Consider the following 17,448-nt stretch of genomic DNA (forward strand, 5'->3'; position numbering starts at 1 on the left):
CACACTAAGAACACAAGTTTTTTTTACCGCTAAGACACAAAGGCACGAAGAAAAACTAAAAAAAGAGACTAATGAGCACAAAGATTACAGTGAGAACACTACGTTTATTTTAAACATCAAGCTCTAACTCATTTTAAAAAATTAATATAAAAAATACATACCACGCAAATTTTTCCTTTGAAAAGAAATCCCTTTCGTTATTAATTAATGAAAGGGATTTTGATTTTCACTTTTATAACAGAAACCCTTTTATTTCATAATCAAACTAGCATGGTAATTACACTAATATTATTACTAATGATATAACACATACTGTAAGCAAGATAAGTACATTTGATTATTAACTAACTTAATAGCAACATCATGAATCTTAAAAGAATATTTGGAGCCATACTTACAGTACTTGGCATTATTGGACTTATTTATACCGCCTTCGTCTTTAGTGATACAGTTGGCAATAATCAAGATGTGAAATCAATGATTATATTTGGAATACTTGGAGTGGTATTTTTTAGTTCAGGAATAAGTTTAGTTCGCACTACTAAAGATGAATCATAGTAACCAAAATCATCCTCTATACCCCCGATAGTAGCGGAAATCCTTGTGGCGGCGGGCATTTATGCCGCCACAAGATTTGAGCGTATAGCGGGAGCGATGTTTCCTAAAAAACCGAATGTTGTGGTCCTAAAAAAATTAATGTTCGCCGTAGCCTACATCATCCATTTTTCCACTGAATACTTTGTACTGAATGATAAAGTAACCGATAACCAAAATCAAAGCTACTGGAAACCAATAAAGTCCTGTACTTAGCGCATAAGCATCGTTAGCTACGTTGTAAATTGTCAAAGATGGATTCACTTTATTAGTTGAAGGCAATACATCTGGAAAAATGGAAGCGGTGGTAGAAGCGAATCCGCCTACAAGGAAAAGTGTTGAATACAAGAAACCTTGCCCCTCTTTTTTGAAAGTTCTTACCTTGAACAAACCAAAAATACCCGTAAATGTAATTATAGGAAAAATGAATAACAGTGGATATTCTATATAATTATGAAAAGGTTCTGCTTCGATTTGGTTCCAAACTGCCAATGAAACGAAGACCAAACCTAGCAACACAAAATTCATTTTATAAACAACCTCTTTTAATTTTGCATTCAAATCCGAATTGGTTTTATATATAATCCAATTGGCTCCGTGCATCATCAAGGCGACAACACTTACAATACCTAAAAATAAAGTAAACCAATCAATAATTCCTAATTGTGTTGCTTGTGGACTAAAGCTTGAATTCCACAACGGCAAAAAGAAATAATGCGGTTCTTGTGTAGAAACTCCATTTTCGACCATTCCTAAGTTTACCCCTCTTACTACATTTCCTAAAGCTACTCCAAAAAACAAAGCAAGTAACAAACTTGCAATTCCGAAGGCTTTGTCCCAAACGGCTTCCCACATATGGTTGTGAAACTGACCTCTTAACTCTAATCCAACGGCTCTAAAGATAAGCAACCATAAAATCATAATCAACGGCAGGTAAAACCCACTAAACGAAGCGGCATACAAGGTAGGAAAGGCAAAAAAGAGTATTCCTCCTGCAGCGATTAACCAAACCTCATTTGCATCCCAAAAAGGCCCTATGGCATTGGTGATGGCTTTTTTATCTTTCTCCGTTTTGGCAAAAAACAAATGAATGATACCTGCTCCAAAATCATACCCATCCAAAACCAAATAGGTTGCTAAAATTCCAATTAAAACGATATACCAAAAAAATTCCATATACTATTATTTTACTGGCTCTGGCCCATTATTAATAATTTTCCCTACCAAAAGAGCAAATAACATCCCTAGCAATGCATATAGCCCAACAAATCCCATCAAGGTAAACAAGGTGTTTCCTGAAGAAACCGTTGGCGAAGCTCCATCAGCGGTACGTAATAAATCATATACCAACCACGGTTGTCTTCCTAACTCGGCCGTGTACCAACCGGTAATATTAGCAATGTATGGAAAAGGCATCATGAACATAATTCCCCATAAAATCCACTTGGTTTGAAAAAGTTTTTCACGCGACAATTGGAAAGCTGCTAATACCATCAAACCAATAAATACAGTTCCTAATCCTACCATGATGTGATAGGCATAATACAACCCTGAAATATTTGTAGGATGAGTGTTTTCTTCAAATTGGTCCAATCCTTTTACCTCAGTATCCCAGTTTCCATAGGTTAAAAAACTTAAAATATTAGGCACAGCGATTTTATTATCTAATTTTTTGTCTTTTACATCGGGTTGTCCTATTAGGACGATTTCGGCACCTTTTTTCTCCGTATGAAAGATTCCTTCCATAGCGGCAAAGGTTACTGGCTGGTGTTTCACTACATTTTTAGCTAATAAATCTCCTGTAGGTACAGCCACAATGATACTCGAAATCAATCCAAAAACGACTCCTGTTTTCAGGAATAATTTACCATATGAAACATTGCGATTCCCTAAAATATAGAAGGCTCCAATTCCTGCTACTACAAATGAACTCGTCACCATTGAAGCAGCTTGATTATGTAAAAAAGAAGGCCATAACCACACATTAGTAAACAACGAACTAAAGTTAGTTAGCACAAATTTACCATTCTCTAACACCTCATAACCAACGGGATGTTGCATCCAAGAATGGGTAGCAATTATCAAAAATCCACTTGCCCATGAACCCAAACAAATCAACAAACCTGTGACAAAATGCCAGCGATGCCCTAAAATTTTCTCACCAAAGAGAAACATTCCTAAAAAGGATGATTCAAGAAAAAAGGAGAACATTCCTTCCATTGCAAGGGTTTGCCCTATGATTCCGCCTGTGAGCTCCGAGAATTTAGCCCAATTGGTTCCAAATTGAAATTCCATGGGGATTCCTGTAACCACACCCATCGCAAAATTGAGTGCAAAAATACGCATCCAAAAATGAGTGGCTTTGTTGTAATGTGGGTCATTCGTTTTTAAGAATTTCCATTTGAAGTAAACAATGATTAACGAAAGTCCCATTGTTAATTGCGGAAAGAGATAATGAAAAGTAATGGTAAATGCGAACTGCATTCGGTCATAAAAGAGCATTTCTTCCATAAGAAGTTTTTTTTTGTGCAAATTTAACCAAAACAGACCATAAAACGGGTACAAAAAACATATAAAAACAGGCTTTTTATTGGTCAAAAAAACAAGTTTATTTTTGTCATAAATTAGAAGAAAACAGATATGAAAATTTGATAAAGAATGACTGTTTATTAGCGCATAAGTTTTTAAACACATAGGAACATAGAAAAAAAGAAAAGATAGATCAATTTATTGATTCACATAGCTATGTGTTACCTCTGAAAGTAAAACGTCTTTTTTTAAGATTACAAAATCTATGTTTCTATGTGTTTAAAAAAGTGTTCAGCTTAATCAATCCTTATAATCTGTGACCAATAAAAATCAATTCCCCCTCCCTATTTAGACAATTGATTTCTTTTGTGTAACTTTAGTCACCTTTTAAAACGAATACGTGTTCTACCTTTGTATTCTACTTAAAAAGCAATCAATTATGCAAATAGAACAAATATATACAGGATGTTTAGCTCAAGGAGCTTATTATATTACCTCAAATGGTGAAGCGGCTATTATTGACCCTTTACGCGAAACTCAACCTTATCTAGACCGTTTAGAAAGAGATAAGGTAAAACTAAAATATGTTTTTGAAACCCATTTTCATGCAGATTTTGTTTCTGGCCATGTGGACCTGAGTGAAAAAACAGGAGCGCCTATTGTATACGGCCCTAATGCAAATCCAGAGTTTGATGCTATAATTGCCACTGACGGACAAGAATTTAAAATCGGAAAGATTACAATCAAGGTATTACACACTCCTGGTCATACTATGGAAAGTAGTACTTTTTTATTGATTGATGAAAATGGTAAAAAACATGCTATCTTCTCTGGTGACACCTTGTTTATTGGTGATGTAGGTAGACCTGATTTGGCTCAAAAAGCAGCTTCAATGACACAAGAGCAATTGGCAGGAATATTATTCCATTCGCTACGTGATAAGGTAATGACATTACCTGATGATGTGATTGTCTACCCTGCACATGGCGCTGGAAGTGCTTGTGGAAAAAACATGAGCAAAGAAACGGTTTCAACCATTGGCAACCAAAAAGAAACCAATTATGCCTTGAGAGCCGATATGACAGAAGCCGAATTCATTAAAGAAGTTACCGATGGCTTATTGCCTCCACCTGCTTATTTTGGAATGAATGTAGCGATGAACAAACAAGGTTACGAAAGCTTTGACAGTGTTTTAAACCATGGAATGAAAGAAATCAACATTAAAGATTTTGAAGTTGTTGCTGAAGATACAGGAGCGTTAATCCTAGATAGTCGTAATGACCACCAATTTGCAAAAGGTCATATTCCTCAATCTATCAATATTGGTATTGATGGAAGCTTTGCACTTTGGGTTGGAGAATTAATTGCCGATGTAAAACAACCCATATTATTAGTTACTGAACTAGGACAAGAAGAAGAAACCGTTACTCGCCTGAGTCGTGTAGGTTTTGACAACATCGTTGGGCATTTAGAAGGTGGTTTTGATTCTTGGAAGAAAGCTGGAAAAGAAATTGATACTGTAAAAAGAATCACAGCTGATGAATTCGAAAAAGAAGTAAAAATTGGCGAGAGCAAAGTACTAGATATTCGCAAAGAAAGTGAATATCTCGCCGAACATTTGGAAGACGCCTACCTCAGACCCTTAGCCAACATCAACGATTGGATTGAAACTATTAATCCAAAAGAGCATTTTTACATGCATTGTGGCGGCGGATATCGTAGTATGATCGCTGCATCCATTTTACAAGCTAGAGGATTTAGAAATTTTACTGAAATCGAAGGTGGTTTTGCTACTATCAAAAAAACGAAATTACCCAAAACTGATTTTGTTTGTCAAAGTAAAATGCCTAAATAATTAGGTACAAATATTCAATCGAGTGCCATGTTTTACTAATGAAAAAGATTAAATTTAATATTCTGTTTTAAAGACTCGACCATTCCAATTTCACAAGTACTATTTTAAAACAAAAAACCATTTACTAATCCTAAATAAGTAAAAAAATGAATGCTAATTTCGATACCCTAATCAATTCAGAAAAACCCGTTTTAATCGATTTTTTCGCTACTTGGTGCGGTCCTTGTAAAACACTAGCGCCCATCTTAAAACAAGTAAAAGACGATTTGGGAGACCAAATTTCAATCGTAAAAATTGATGTCGATAAGAATCCTAGCGTTGCGGCCCATTACCAAGTACGCGGTGTTCCAACTATGATTTTATTTCAAAAAGGAGAACAACTTTGGAGACAATCTGGGGTCCTTGATAAAAATGAAATCATAAATACCATCGCACATAAAGCCGTGTTTTAAAAATGCATAATACTAAAAACCAGTATCTTAAATCAATACATTGACAGTTGTAGTTTAACAAAGTAAAAACAACTCCAAATCCATCCGATTATTTGATTTAGAGGTGGAAGAATTAAAAAAGTAATTCCCGCTACTTTTTTTTATACCTTTACTAACTAAATGGTTAAACCAAAAAGTTAACATTAATGACTACTGAAGAAAAAATATTTAATGCCGCCAAAATTGTCTTTCATAAAAAAGGATATGCTGGAGCTCGTATGCAAGAAATAGCAGATGAGGCAGGAATAAACAAAGCCATGCTACACTATTGTTTTAAAAATAAACAGGTGTTATTTGAAGCTGTTTTCAAAAAAGCTTTTCATCAATTAGCCCCAAAAATAAATCAGATTTTCCAATCGGATTCAAGCTTATTTGAGAAGATAAAAGAGTTCACTAATAGCTATATTTCGTTTGTCATTGACAACCCCTATTTGCCCGCTTTTATCATTCAGGAAATGAATAATAACCCTGAGTTTGTAGTTTCTTTTTTAAATGATGAAAAAAGACCTAATCCTAATTTACTTATAGCACAAATAGAACGAGAAATTGAATTGGGAAATATCAAAGCCATCAAACCAAAACAGCTTTTATTAAATATATTTTCGTTGACCGTATTTCCTTTTGCAGCACAAGTTTTGGTCAAAGGCATCTTGCATCTTACGGATGACGAATTTAATCAGATGATGGAAGAACGAAAAACTAGCATTGCACAACAAATTATTAATTCGATAAAAAAATGAAAAAGTCAATACAACTTAGCTTGTTCCTTTTGTCGTTAATTTCTTTTGGACAACAAACAATTAGCTTGGAAACCTGCTATGAATTAGCATACAAAAACTATCCGATTGCTAAACAAAATGAATACATGACTCAAAAGTCAACTTTAGAAATCGATGTTTTAAACAAAGGAAAGTTACCCAAAATAGACTTGAATGCACAAGCAACTTATCAGTCGGCCGTAACCCAAGTACCCATCAAAATCCCCAACTCCACTATTATACCACCTAATAAAGACCAATATCGGGCGACTTTAGATGTAAATCAATTACTTTATAATGGTGGATTGATAGATGCTAATGCAAGAATTAAAGAATCACAAACCAAAACGCAACAACAACAGATTGAAGTGAGTTTACACCAACTCAAACCGAGAATTAATCAACTGTATTTTTCTGTTTTATTACTACAGGAACAAACGAAAATCTTAAAATCCAAACAAGAACAACTGATTTCAAAAATAAAAGAAGTTAAATCGGGAGTTAAATTTGGTGCTTTACTACCCGCTTCAGAAAAAAACCTAGAAGCCGAAAATTTAAAATTACAACAGCAACTCACCGAAATATCTTTTGAAAAAAAGAAGATGCTTGCCAACCTAGCCTCGCTCACCTACTCGCCCTTTGATGAAAATACGCAATTACTAAAACCTACAAACAATGTTGATTTCAAAGTCAATAACAAGCGACCTGAACTTCAACTATTTGACTTACAAACCCAACAATTAGACGCAAACAAAGAAGTAATTGACAAATCGACACTACCAAAATTAAATGCCTTTGGTCAAGCAGGTTATGGAAATCCAGGTTTGAATATGCTGGACAATTCTTTCCAACCTTTTTATATTGTGGGATTAAAGGCTAATTGGAATCTATTTGATTGGAATAAATCCAAAATAGAAAAACAACTGCTTCAGGTTTCTGAATCAATGATTCAAACGGAAAAAGAGACTTTTTTACTCAACACCCAAATGCAATTACAAGAACAGGAAACAGAAATCAATAAACTTCAGGCCTTTATCAAAACCGATAATGATATTATCGAACTAAGAGAGCATATTTTAAAAACCGCCGACGCTCAATTACGAAATGGAGTCATTAATAGCGCTGTATATATTATTGAAATCACTAATTTATTTGAAGCCAAAACAATTCAAAAAACACACGAGATTCAGCTTGCTCTTGCCCAAGCGAACTACCTAGTTACCAAAGGAACTTTATAACCATAAAAACGCCATTTAAAAGAAATACAAATGAAAAAAGCAATCACTTTTCTAATCCTAACAGCATTATTGGCTTGTTCAAAAAACAACGACAAGGCCGATGGTTACGGTAATTTTGAAGCCACAGAAGTTATGGTTTCGGCTGAAGCCAATGGAAAAATCAAGGAGTTACATCTGGAAGAAGGTAGCATTTTAGAAGCCAATACTATTGTGGGAATCATTGACACTATCCAATTGCATTACTCAAAAGAACAATTGAAAGCAGCGGCACAAACTATCAATTCAAAATCGGCCAATGTTTTGTCTCAAAAAAGTGTGCTTTATGCCCAACTTCAAACAGCTTTAATTGAGAAAAAAAGGATTCAGAACATGTTCAACGAAAATGCAGCGACCCAACGTCAAGTCGATGAAATCAATGGTAAAGTATCAGTCTTAAATGAACAAATAAAAAGCATTAATACACAAAACGCACCGATTACTAATGAAAATAAATCAATTGCTGTTCAAATTGAAAAAATAAATGACCAAATCGAAAAAAGCAAAATTACAAACCCAATCAAAGGAACTGTTTTAACCAAATTTGCCCAACCCAATGAAATTACTACTTTTGGGAAACCGCTTTATAAAATCGCTGATATTAGCCAAATGAATTTGCGGGTTTACATTAGTGAAACCCAATTACCCAATATTAAAATTGGGCAAAAACTAACCGTTAAAATCGATACAACTAACGAAATGAAATCCTATGAAGGAATCGTTTCTTGGATTTCCTCACAAGCTGAATTTACGCCCAAAACCATTCAAACAAAGGAAGAACGTGTTAACCTAGTCTATGCCGTTAAAGTGTTAGTTAAAAATGACGGAAGTCTTAAAATAGGAATGCCCGCCGAAGTATGGTTTAAACAGTAAAAAAATACCAATTTTAAACCTAGATTATGCATTGGAACACAGATAACACAAATGAAAAAGATATACACAGATTTTTTATTAGTTTTTACAACTCAAAATCTCTAGAAACCTGCCTAATCTGGGTGAGAAAAATTAAGATTAAAGTCCTTACTATCTTAATAATCAATTAGCAAACGGCTAAATTTAAATAGCGACATTAACAACTCGAAAACAAACAAAATGAGTATTCAAGTTCAAAATATTTCCAAATCCTATGCCTCAACTTTAGCAGTTGATTCGGTTTCATTTGAGGTGAAAAAAGGAGAGCTTTTTGGCCTTATAGGTCCAGATGGAGCGGGAAAAACAACGCTTTTTAGAATATTAACCACCCTTCTGTTAGCAGATGAAGGAAAAACAACTGTAACAGAATTTGATGTCGTTAAAGATTATATTTCGATTCGAAATTCTGTTGGCTATATGCCTGGGAGATTCTCCCTTTATTTAGATTTGACAGTTGAAGAAAACCTTCGTTTTTTTGCAACTATCTTCGGAACAACAATTGAAACTAATTATGATTTAATCAAAGATATTTACGTTCAAATTGAACCTTTTAAAAATAGACGTGCTGGCGCTTTATCTGGCGGTATGAAACAAAAACTAGCGCTCTGTTGTGCATTGATTCACAAACCAACAGTACTTTTTTTAGACGAACCCACCACGGGAGTAGATCCTGTTTCCCGAAAAGAATTCTGGGAAATGCTTCAACGACTCAAACAAAAAGGGATTACCATACTTGTTTCTACCCCATATATGGACGAAGCTGCTTTATGCGACCGTATAGCTTTGATTCAAAAAGGAAAAATATTAGCTATTGATTCGCCTCAAAACATGATTCAAAATTTTCCGAAAAACATCTATGAGGTTCGCTCCAACAATACTTACCAATTAATACAAGATTTAAAAATGTATCCCACTCAACATAGTGTCTATGCGTTTGGCGAATACATTCATTATACTGACACCCTATCCGACTTTGACATGCAACAGTTGAAAAATTATTTGAGTAGCAAAAATCATTTGGATATTGAAATTCGTCCTTCATTAACAACGATTGAAGATGTTTTTATGGAGTATTCTAAACACCCAAAAACCATCCAATGAAAATCATAGAAGTAAAAAACCTCAGCAAACAATTTGGAGATTTCACGGCCGTGGATTCCATTTCATTTGATGTGATGAAAGGAGAAATTTTTGGTTTTCTAGGAGCCAATGGTGCTGGAAAAACAACAGCAATGAAAATGTTAATTGGTATTTCTACTCCTACTGAAGGCAAAGCTAAAGTTGCGGGTTATGATGTCAAGACACAAACAGAAATGGTCAAAAAAAGCATTGGCTACATGAGTCAAAAATTCTCTATGTATGATGATTTGACACTCAAGGAAAATATTAGTTTTTTTGGTGGTATCTATGGGTTAAGTCGTAACAAAATAAAAGAGAAATCCGCACAGCTAATTACAGAACTCGGACTGGAAGAGGTAGCCGATAAATTAATCAGCGAATTGCCGATGGGCTGGAAACAAAAACTTTCCTTCTCTGTAGCCATGTTGCATGAGCCTAAAATTGTTTTTCTAGACGAACCAACAGGTGGTGTTGACCCCATTACCCGAAGACAGTTTTGGGAAATGATTTACGAACAAGCACATAAAGGAACGACCATTTTTGTCACTACACATTATATGGATGAAGCCGAATATTGCGACCGAGTGTCTATTATGGTCGAAGGAAAAATAGAAGCCTTAGATAGCCCTAAAAATTTAAAAAAACAGTACAATGTCGATTCTATGAACGCTGTGTTTTTAAAATTGGCTCGAAATGTAGAATAACTTTAAAAATATTCCCAACCATGTGTTTCTATAAAAAAGCAAAGCGTCTTTAAATTCTCTAGAAAAACTATGATTCTAACTGCTAAAAAAAACAGAATATGAAAAGATTTATCGGTTTTGTCCAAAAAGAGTTTTACCACATTTTTAGAGATAAACGCTCAATGTTTATCCTTTTTGGAATGCCTATTGTTCAAATTATGCTATTTGGATTTGCTATTACAAACGAAATCAACAATGTAAACATTGCCATTCTGGATCATTCAAAAGATACCGAAACCAAAGAAATTATCGCTAAAATAAATTCATCGAAATATTTTCATATCCTTCAAAATCTAGAAAGTGAATCCCAAATAGAACCTATTTTTAAAAAAGGAAAAATAAAAGCCGTCTTAGTTTTTGAACCTGATTTTTCTATAAATAGAACCACACAAAACAAAGCACAGGTACAAATTATATCAGATGCCACTGACCCTAATGTAGCCAATACAATTACAAATTATATCAATGCTATCTTGCAAAATTATTCGAATGAAAAAAATGTAAATAGTGTCGCAAACCATCAAGTATCAGCACAAACACAATTGTATTACAATCCTGAACTTAAAGGTGTTTTTACTTTTGTCCCTGGCGTTATGACAGTCATTTTAATGTTAGTTTCAGCCATGATGACGTCTATTTCTATTACTCGAGAAAAAGAGTTGGGCACGATGGAAATCATACTAGTCTCTCCCTTAAAACCACTTCAAGTGATTATTGGAAAAGTTTTTCCTTATATTTTTCTATCGATAATCAATGCTACAATTATTTTGCTCTTAGGATTTTTTGTTTTCAAAATGCCTATTCATGGTAATTTGTTGTTATTAGCTTTTGAAACTATTTTGTTCATTATTACGGCACTTTCGTTGGGTATTTTAATTTCAACAGTGGCCAATTCACAACAAACAGCCATGATGATGTCATTAATGGGATTGATGTTGCCTGTTATCATTCTATCAGGTTTTATCTTTCCTATTTCGAGCATGCCGATACCCTTGCAAATCATTAGCAATATTATCCCTGCTAAATGGTTTATCATCATCATAAAAGCCGTTTTACTCAAAGGAGCTACAATTGCAACAATCTGGAAAGAAACGCTAATTTTAACTGGAATGACCTTATTTTTTATTGGTCTAAGTGTCAAGAAATATAAAATTAGATTGCAGTAGTTTTAAGTAGTAAAGCAATAAATATCCAATAAAATCGTAAACCAAAATGAAAACCATTTTATTTATCATTCAAAAAGAGTTTCGACAAATATTTAGGAACAAAGCCATGCTTCCTTTACTGTTTGTCATGCCGTTTATGCAACTACTTATTTTGTCAAACGCAGCTAGTTTTGAAGTTAAAAATATAGCTTTATCCTATATAGACCACGATCATTCAGCAGCTTCCAGAGCATTAATCAGTCAATTTGAGGCTTCGCCTTATTTCAAAATTATTGCTCAGTTCCCTTCCAAGAAGGAAGCTAACCTTGAAATGCAAAAAGGAAAAGTTGCAGTTATTTTAGAAATCCCACAACATTTTGAACGCAATCTTATGAGCCAAAAAAACACAGTTCTTTCGGTTGCGATTGATGCGATTGATGGTGCTGCAGCAGCTGTTGAAAATGTTTATGTTTCGCAAATCATTGGGAGTTACAGTCAAAAAATTCGAACCCAACTGACTCAATATAATGATGGAGAAATCGTTACTCCAAAAAACATCCTATCCATTCCTTCTTTTTGGTATAATAACACCTTGAATTATAAAACCTTCATGGTACCGGGAATTTTAGTCTTATTAGTAACCATGCTGTCATTATTTCTTTCGTCAATGAATATTGTTCGAGAAAAAGAATTAGGCACATTGGAACAAATTAATGTAAGTCCAGTTAAAAAACACCAATTCATCATTGGCAAATTATTCCCATTTTGGATGATAGGTCTCTTCATTTTAACGATTGGACTTCTAATCGCAAAATTTGTTTTTCAAGTTCCTATGTTGGGTAATATAGGATTAATCTATTTATTTACCTCCGTATATCTATTAGTGGTATTGGGAATCGGTTTGTTTATATCAAACTTTACCGAAACCCAACAACAAGCAATGTTTATTGCTTGGTTTTTTATGGTGATTTTTATTTTGATGAGCGGTCTTTTTACTCCTATAGAAAGCATGCCTAATTGGGCTCAGAAAATCACATTGTTTAATCCTATTCGTTATTTTGTCGAGATTATTCGAATGGTCCTATTAAAAGGGGCTGGTTTTTCAGACATCAAATTTCAATTTCTAATTATATCTTTTTATGCATTCTTTTTAAATGCTATTGCGATTTGGAGTTACAAGAAAACCAATTAAATCTTAGCCTTTGGGTGTAATCACTTTTAAACACATAGACATCGTTTTTTAAAGTTTGGCTTTTATGAATTGGTTAAATCTTCTAAAATTATTTATTTTCAAGCTGTTTAATCACACCATTTGTGAAGTATTTGCTCCAAATCTGTAAAAATAATTGGCTTGGACAGGTAATCATTCATCCCATATTCAAAACACTTTTCTTTTTCACCAACCAATATTCCTGCAGTAAGTGCAATTATTGGAATTTTAGCAAATTTTTTATTTTTTCTAATTTCAGCAGTAGCTTCATATCCATTTTTAATTGGCATTTGAATATCCATAAAAATGAGATCAACATTTTTCACATTACATTGTTCTATGGCTTCTTCACCATTATAGGCTTCATTAATTGTACAATTAGGAATTATTTTTTTGATTAATGTTTTAGCCAAAAGCATATTGATTTTATTGTCTTCAACTAGCAAAACAGATTTAAAAGCTGGTATAATTACTCTATCTAAATGTTCCTCTTTTTCTTTTACAATATCTTCTGCACCTTCAGTAATTACAGTCTCAAATTGAATTGTAAAATAGAATTCACTTCCAACTCCAAATTTGGATTTTAATTCCAATCGACTCCCCATCAAACCTAACAATTGATTAGAAATAGCCAAGCCTAAACCTGTTCCTCCAAATTTTCTGCTAGTAGAATTATCTTCTTGAACAAAGGATTTAAATATTTTTTCATTGTTAAAGGACTTAATTCCAATCCCTGTATCTTTAACCAAGAAATAAATCTGAGTAATTCCCTTAGCTTTTGAATTTTCCATTTTAACAATTAAGCTTACTTCACCTTTTTCTGTAAATTTTATAGCATTCCCTATCAAATTTACTAGAACCTGCTTTAATCGAACGGAATCAGCATATATTAATTGTGGAAGATTTTCATCAATATTAAATACCAAATCAATATTTTTCTGATGGGCTTGGTGTTTGAACAAATAAATTATCTGATAACATAGATCAACTAGATTAACTTCTTCTATTTCTAATTCTAAATTACCTGATTCAATTTTAGAAAAATCAAGGACATCATTTACAATTTGCATCAAAGTAGTTGCTGACTCATTGATCGTTGCATAATATTCTTTTTGGTTTTCTATAGAATTAGATTCCATTAACAGATGAGAAAAACCAATAATTCCGTTTAAAGGTGTTCGAATCTCATGGCTCATATTAGCCAGGAAGTCGGTTTTTGCTTTGTTGGCAGCTTCTGCTTGTTCTTTGGCCTTTTTAATTTCATTTTCCATTAGTTTTTGCCCAGTAATATCAATAAAACTAATAACAATTTCATCAATATCTCCACTCTCATTCCATAATGGAAAACCGTTTACTAAGACCCACTTACTTTTATTTAAAGGAGTATTTTTAAATTTTCCAACTAAATTTTTAATCGGTTTATTAGTCTTTAATATTTGATTTACAGGATTTGTATCAACAGAAATTACATTTTCATATTCGTCGTAAAAAACAAGTTTTGTTTCAATATTTTGTAAAGACTCTTTATCCTCAAAATTTACATTAAATAATTCTGCTGCTTTATTATTTTGCATTATAATAGTACATTCAGCACTATAAACTATAATTGCTGCCTCAAGATTACTTAACAAACCACGGTATCTTTTTTTACTTTTTATAAGCGATTCTTCAATTTTCTTTGTCTTCGTTACTTCTCTAGAAAGACAAATAAACATCGTGTCTTTAAATTCTTTATTGTCTAATCTTGAGATCGAAAGCTCAAACCAATGTTTCCCAATGGGTAACTCTAGCATATATTGTTTCCCTGTTGAATATCCATGTTCATAGGCTTCTAATAGTGCTGCTTCACACACTTTCGCTGCATCAGGAGGTAATATATCCACATAGGGCTTTCCTATAAATTGTTCCGAAGGAACAGTTAATAGTTCATCTCGATGTGAATGATAATTTTTTATAATTCCATCACCCCCAATTTCAAATAATAAATCCGGTAAGGCATTAAAAACTCCTTCTAATTTTTTATTTACTTTTTTAAATTCTTCTTCAGTTTTTTTAAGTTCTGTTATATCTAACATAGAACCAATAATCCGTATTGGCTCGCCTAAATCATTGCGCATAATAATAATTCGTTCATAAAAATCGCCATAATTACCATCTTTTTTTAAAAATCGAAATTCCCCCGACCAAGATTTAGCTTGACTATTATAAGCCTCTTCTATAGACTCAATAATTCTGACTTTATCATCGGGATGTAGTTTTGACCTCCATACTAATCTACTTTCTTTAGCCAAACATTCTCTCTTCAAATCTCCAAGTATTTCATCATGTACGTTATTATGCCAACTTTTATTTGTGACCAAATCTAATTCAAACACCACATCATTTGTGGCCGATGAAATCATTTCGAACCTTTCATTCGATTTTCTTAATTCTTCTTCTGTAATTTTACTTTGGGTAATATCTGTCAAAGTTGCAATATAGCCCACCAATTCATTTTCAGAATTGTACTCAGGCACTCCAATACCTAATGCCCAAATATAACTTCCGTCAGGATAGACAAAACGACATTCATCTGATTGTTTTTCTTTTTTCTCAATCATTTGAGTCCAAAGTTTGACTACCCTCTCAACATCATCAGGATGTACTGCATCAAACCAACCATTATTTTGAATTTGCTCAAAGGATAGTCCTGTCATCGATTTAGTATTCGAATTAACATATGTAATATTACCTTCTAAATCTGCTCGAACGATGGCAACAGGAGAAATTTCGGCAAGGGTATGATACCTTTGTTCACTTTCAATTAAATCTTTTTCTATTTTTTGCCTTTGTAGTTCTTTTTCAAATAACTCTAAAGCAAATGAAACATCACCAGTAGCTTCATCCAGCAACTCCTCTTCTTCTTTATCGAAAAAACCAACTTCGTCTGAATAAAATATAAAAAGTCCTACTGTTTCTCCAAATTTTTTAATAGGCAATGACATAACAGAACGAAAACCTCTCTTAAGAACTTCAGTTTTCCAAGGTGCCATATAAATATCGTTCTCAATATCATTACATACCACATTACGTCCTTCACGCAAACTAGTTCCAGCAGGTCCTTTTCCTTCTGGAACATTACCTTCAATAGTTACTGTTTTTAATATATCAATATAACCATTATCCTCACCAGCAGACATTACTGGTACAAAATGTTTGGTCTGATGATCCAATAAACCAATACAAGCCATTTTAAACTTCCCTATATTGACTGCGATATCACAAGCGTTTCTAAACAAACTTTCTTGATCAGTGGTTTGAACAATCATTTGATTAATTTGACTTATAAAGTAATAGAGTCGACGCGATTTTTCAAGTTTTAGTGTCGCATTAACTTTTTGTGTAATATCAGTAATTATACCGTGACATATAACAGAACCATCAGGTTCAAGAACGGGTAAAGAATGTACTTCATGCCACACTATCCCTTTTATAGGATGAATAAATCTATATTCACAATGCAACGGTACTAATTCTGACTTTGTTTTGTGGATATTCTCCATCAAAAACATTTTGTCTTCTGGATAAATAGAATCAAAAATGATATTAGCATCCTTCTCAATAGCTTTATATTGAAATCCAAAAATATCTTTTAAGGCCTCACTCATATAAGGAAAACTTATACTACCATCTGTAGTTTGTCTCATTGAATAAATTAACCCCGGAGAAGTTGCTGCTATTTTAATAAATTTATCTCTTTCGTCTAGTAAACTAGTGGTAATCTGCTCTCTCTCTGTAACATCTCTAAGATTCACTACGATACCATTAATGACACCATCATTCAATTTATTGTTTATTGTACCTTCTAACCAAATATAATGTCCCTCTTGATGTTTTACTTGAAATAAAACAGGAATATTAAGATTAGGATTCGCTAATGATTCTTTAACTTTTTGCTGAGTATATTCAATAAAATCAGGATGTAAATGTACTAAGGCTGATGATTCTTTCTCCTTATCAAAAGACATGCCTGTGATTTTTTCTGAAGAAGCCGTTCTAAAAATAACTTTCATATTTTCATCAACCACCGAAATAATCTCATCATTATTTTCAACTAAAGCTCTAAATCGTTTTTCACTCTCAATAATTAAATTTTGAGCTTTTTTTTGTAAAGTGACATCTTTAAAAAATATTAATAATCCATTAGGAGACGGATAAATTAAATTTTCAAACCATAAATCATATGGTTCGTAATATTCTTCAATATGAATTTTCTTTTGTGTCTTAACTGCCTCATAATAGGCTTTATAAAACGGCTTGTCTATTCCTTCAGGAAACTCACTCCAAATATACTTTCCTATCAAACTATTAGGTTCTCTACCAAAAATATCTCCTGCCTTCTTATTGACATAAGTATAGCACCAATTTTTATCTAACGAAACAAATGCATCAGTAATACTTTCAAAAATATTAGTTAATATCTCATTATCGTTTAAATTCCCTCCTATTACTGGGGGATCATTTTCAGAAAACAGATTAGTTTTCGATTCCAAAACTTTATTTTGCTCTATTAAATCATTAATAAGCTCATTCTGTTCTTTAATCTTTAACTCCAGTTCATCATAAGTAGGTAAATTTCCGTTCATATCATCCATTTATAATCCACATTTAATTCTTTCTACAACAAAGAGTTAAATATAAGTTTTTTAAACAATAAAAATCAACATTTCTCTAATAAAAATCAACATTTTTAAGACAACGACTACATCTATAACTTATTAATGTTATGTTAAAAACAAAATACTTGTATATACAAATAAAAAAAGTGTTACATTTGTA

The 17,448-nt window shown here is 33.0% G+C and carries 13 protein-coding genes; 10 read left to right on the forward strand and 3 right to left on the reverse strand.

What is annotated here, in order from left to right; all coding sequences use genetic code 11:
• Positions 1 to 363 precede the first annotated feature (363 nt).
• The gene (locus SLW70_RS13910) at positions 364 to 558 is read left to right on the forward strand and encodes a hypothetical protein (protein WP_320889188.1); all 195 of its coding nucleotides are present in this window, start codon (positions 364 to 366) and stop codon (positions 556 to 558) included.
• 135 nt (positions 559 to 693) lie between these two features.
• On the opposite strand, the gene cydB is transcribed toward SLW70_RS13910, so the two are convergent.
• Both cydB and SLW70_RS13920 read right to left on the reverse strand, forming a co-directional pair.
• Positions 694 to 1,770 (reverse strand): cytochrome d ubiquinol oxidase subunit II, encoded by a 1,077-nt coding sequence (gene cydB / locus SLW70_RS13915; RefSeq protein ID WP_320889189.1) that lies wholly within the window; start codon positions 1,768 to 1,770, stop codon positions 694 to 696.
• A 6-nt stretch (positions 1,771 to 1,776) separates the two neighbouring features.
• Positions 1,777 to 3,105: a cytochrome ubiquinol oxidase subunit I gene (locus SLW70_RS13920; RefSeq protein ID WP_320889190.1), complete on the reverse strand. Its 1,329-nt coding sequence runs from the start codon at positions 3,103 to 3,105 to the stop codon at positions 1,777 to 1,779.
• 457 nt (positions 3,106 to 3,562) lie between these two features.
• Here SLW70_RS13920 and SLW70_RS13925 point away from each other — a divergent pair, with 457 nt between their 5' ends.
• The 9 genes from SLW70_RS13925 (at position 3,563) to SLW70_RS13965 (ending at position 12,612) form a co-directional block, all read left to right on the forward strand.
• Positions 3,563 to 4,978, forward strand: a complete 1,416-nt coding sequence (locus tag SLW70_RS13925) for an MBL fold metallo-hydrolase (RefSeq protein WP_320889191.1) — start codon at positions 3,563 to 3,565, stop codon at positions 4,976 to 4,978.
• 146 nt (positions 4,979 to 5,124) lie between these two features.
• Positions 5,125 to 5,430 (forward strand): thioredoxin, encoded by a 306-nt coding sequence (gene trxA / locus SLW70_RS13930; protein WP_320889192.1) that lies wholly within the window; start codon positions 5,125 to 5,127, stop codon positions 5,428 to 5,430.
• A gap of 185 nt (positions 5,431 to 5,615) precedes the next feature.
• Positions 5,616 to 6,209 carry a TetR/AcrR family transcriptional regulator gene (locus SLW70_RS13935; protein ID WP_320889193.1) on the forward strand — a complete coding sequence of 198 codons (594 nt, stop codon included), beginning with the start codon at positions 5,616 to 5,618 and terminating at the stop codon, positions 6,207 to 6,209.
• A complete protein-coding gene (locus SLW70_RS13940; RefSeq protein ID WP_320889194.1) occupies positions 6,206 to 7,465 on the forward strand; it encodes a TolC family protein in 1,260 nt (419 codons plus the stop codon). The genes SLW70_RS13935 and SLW70_RS13940 overlap by 4 nt, the downstream gene beginning before the upstream one ends.
• Before the next feature lie 30 nt (positions 7,466 to 7,495).
• On the forward strand, positions 7,496 to 8,374 hold the full coding sequence (locus SLW70_RS13945; protein ID WP_320889196.1) for an HlyD family secretion protein: 879 nt from the start codon (positions 7,496 to 7,498) through the stop codon (positions 8,372 to 8,374).
• Between the two features lie 219 nt (positions 8,375 to 8,593).
• Entirely contained in the window at positions 8,594 to 9,514 is a 921-nt protein-coding gene (locus SLW70_RS13950; protein WP_320889198.1) for an ABC transporter ATP-binding protein, read from the forward strand.
• Positions 9,511 to 10,236: an ABC transporter ATP-binding protein gene (locus tag SLW70_RS13955; RefSeq protein WP_320889200.1), complete on the forward strand. Its 726-nt coding sequence runs from the start codon at positions 9,511 to 9,513 to the stop codon at positions 10,234 to 10,236. The genes SLW70_RS13950 and SLW70_RS13955 overlap by 4 nt, the downstream gene beginning before the upstream one ends.
• Before the next feature lie 98 nt (positions 10,237 to 10,334).
• A complete protein-coding gene (locus SLW70_RS13960; protein WP_320889202.1) occupies positions 10,335 to 11,441 on the forward strand; it encodes an ABC transporter permease in 1,107 nt (368 codons plus the stop codon).
• Between the two features lie 46 nt (positions 11,442 to 11,487).
• Positions 11,488 to 12,612: an ABC transporter permease gene (locus SLW70_RS13965; RefSeq protein WP_320889203.1), complete on the forward strand. Its 1,125-nt coding sequence runs from the start codon at positions 11,488 to 11,490 to the stop codon at positions 12,610 to 12,612.
• A 107-nt stretch (positions 12,613 to 12,719) separates the two neighbouring features.
• Here the strand turns inward: SLW70_RS13965 and SLW70_RS13970 are convergent, their stop codons facing one another.
• A complete protein-coding gene (locus SLW70_RS13970; protein ID WP_320889204.1) occupies positions 12,720 to 17,255 on the reverse strand; it encodes a PAS domain S-box protein in 4,536 nt (1,511 codons plus the stop codon).
• Between the last annotated feature and the right edge of the window lie 193 nt (positions 17,256 to 17,448).

It is taken from the genome of Flavobacterium sp. NG2, assembly GCF_034119845.1.
Lineage (GTDB): Bacteria > Bacteroidota > Bacteroidia > Flavobacteriales > Flavobacteriaceae > Flavobacterium.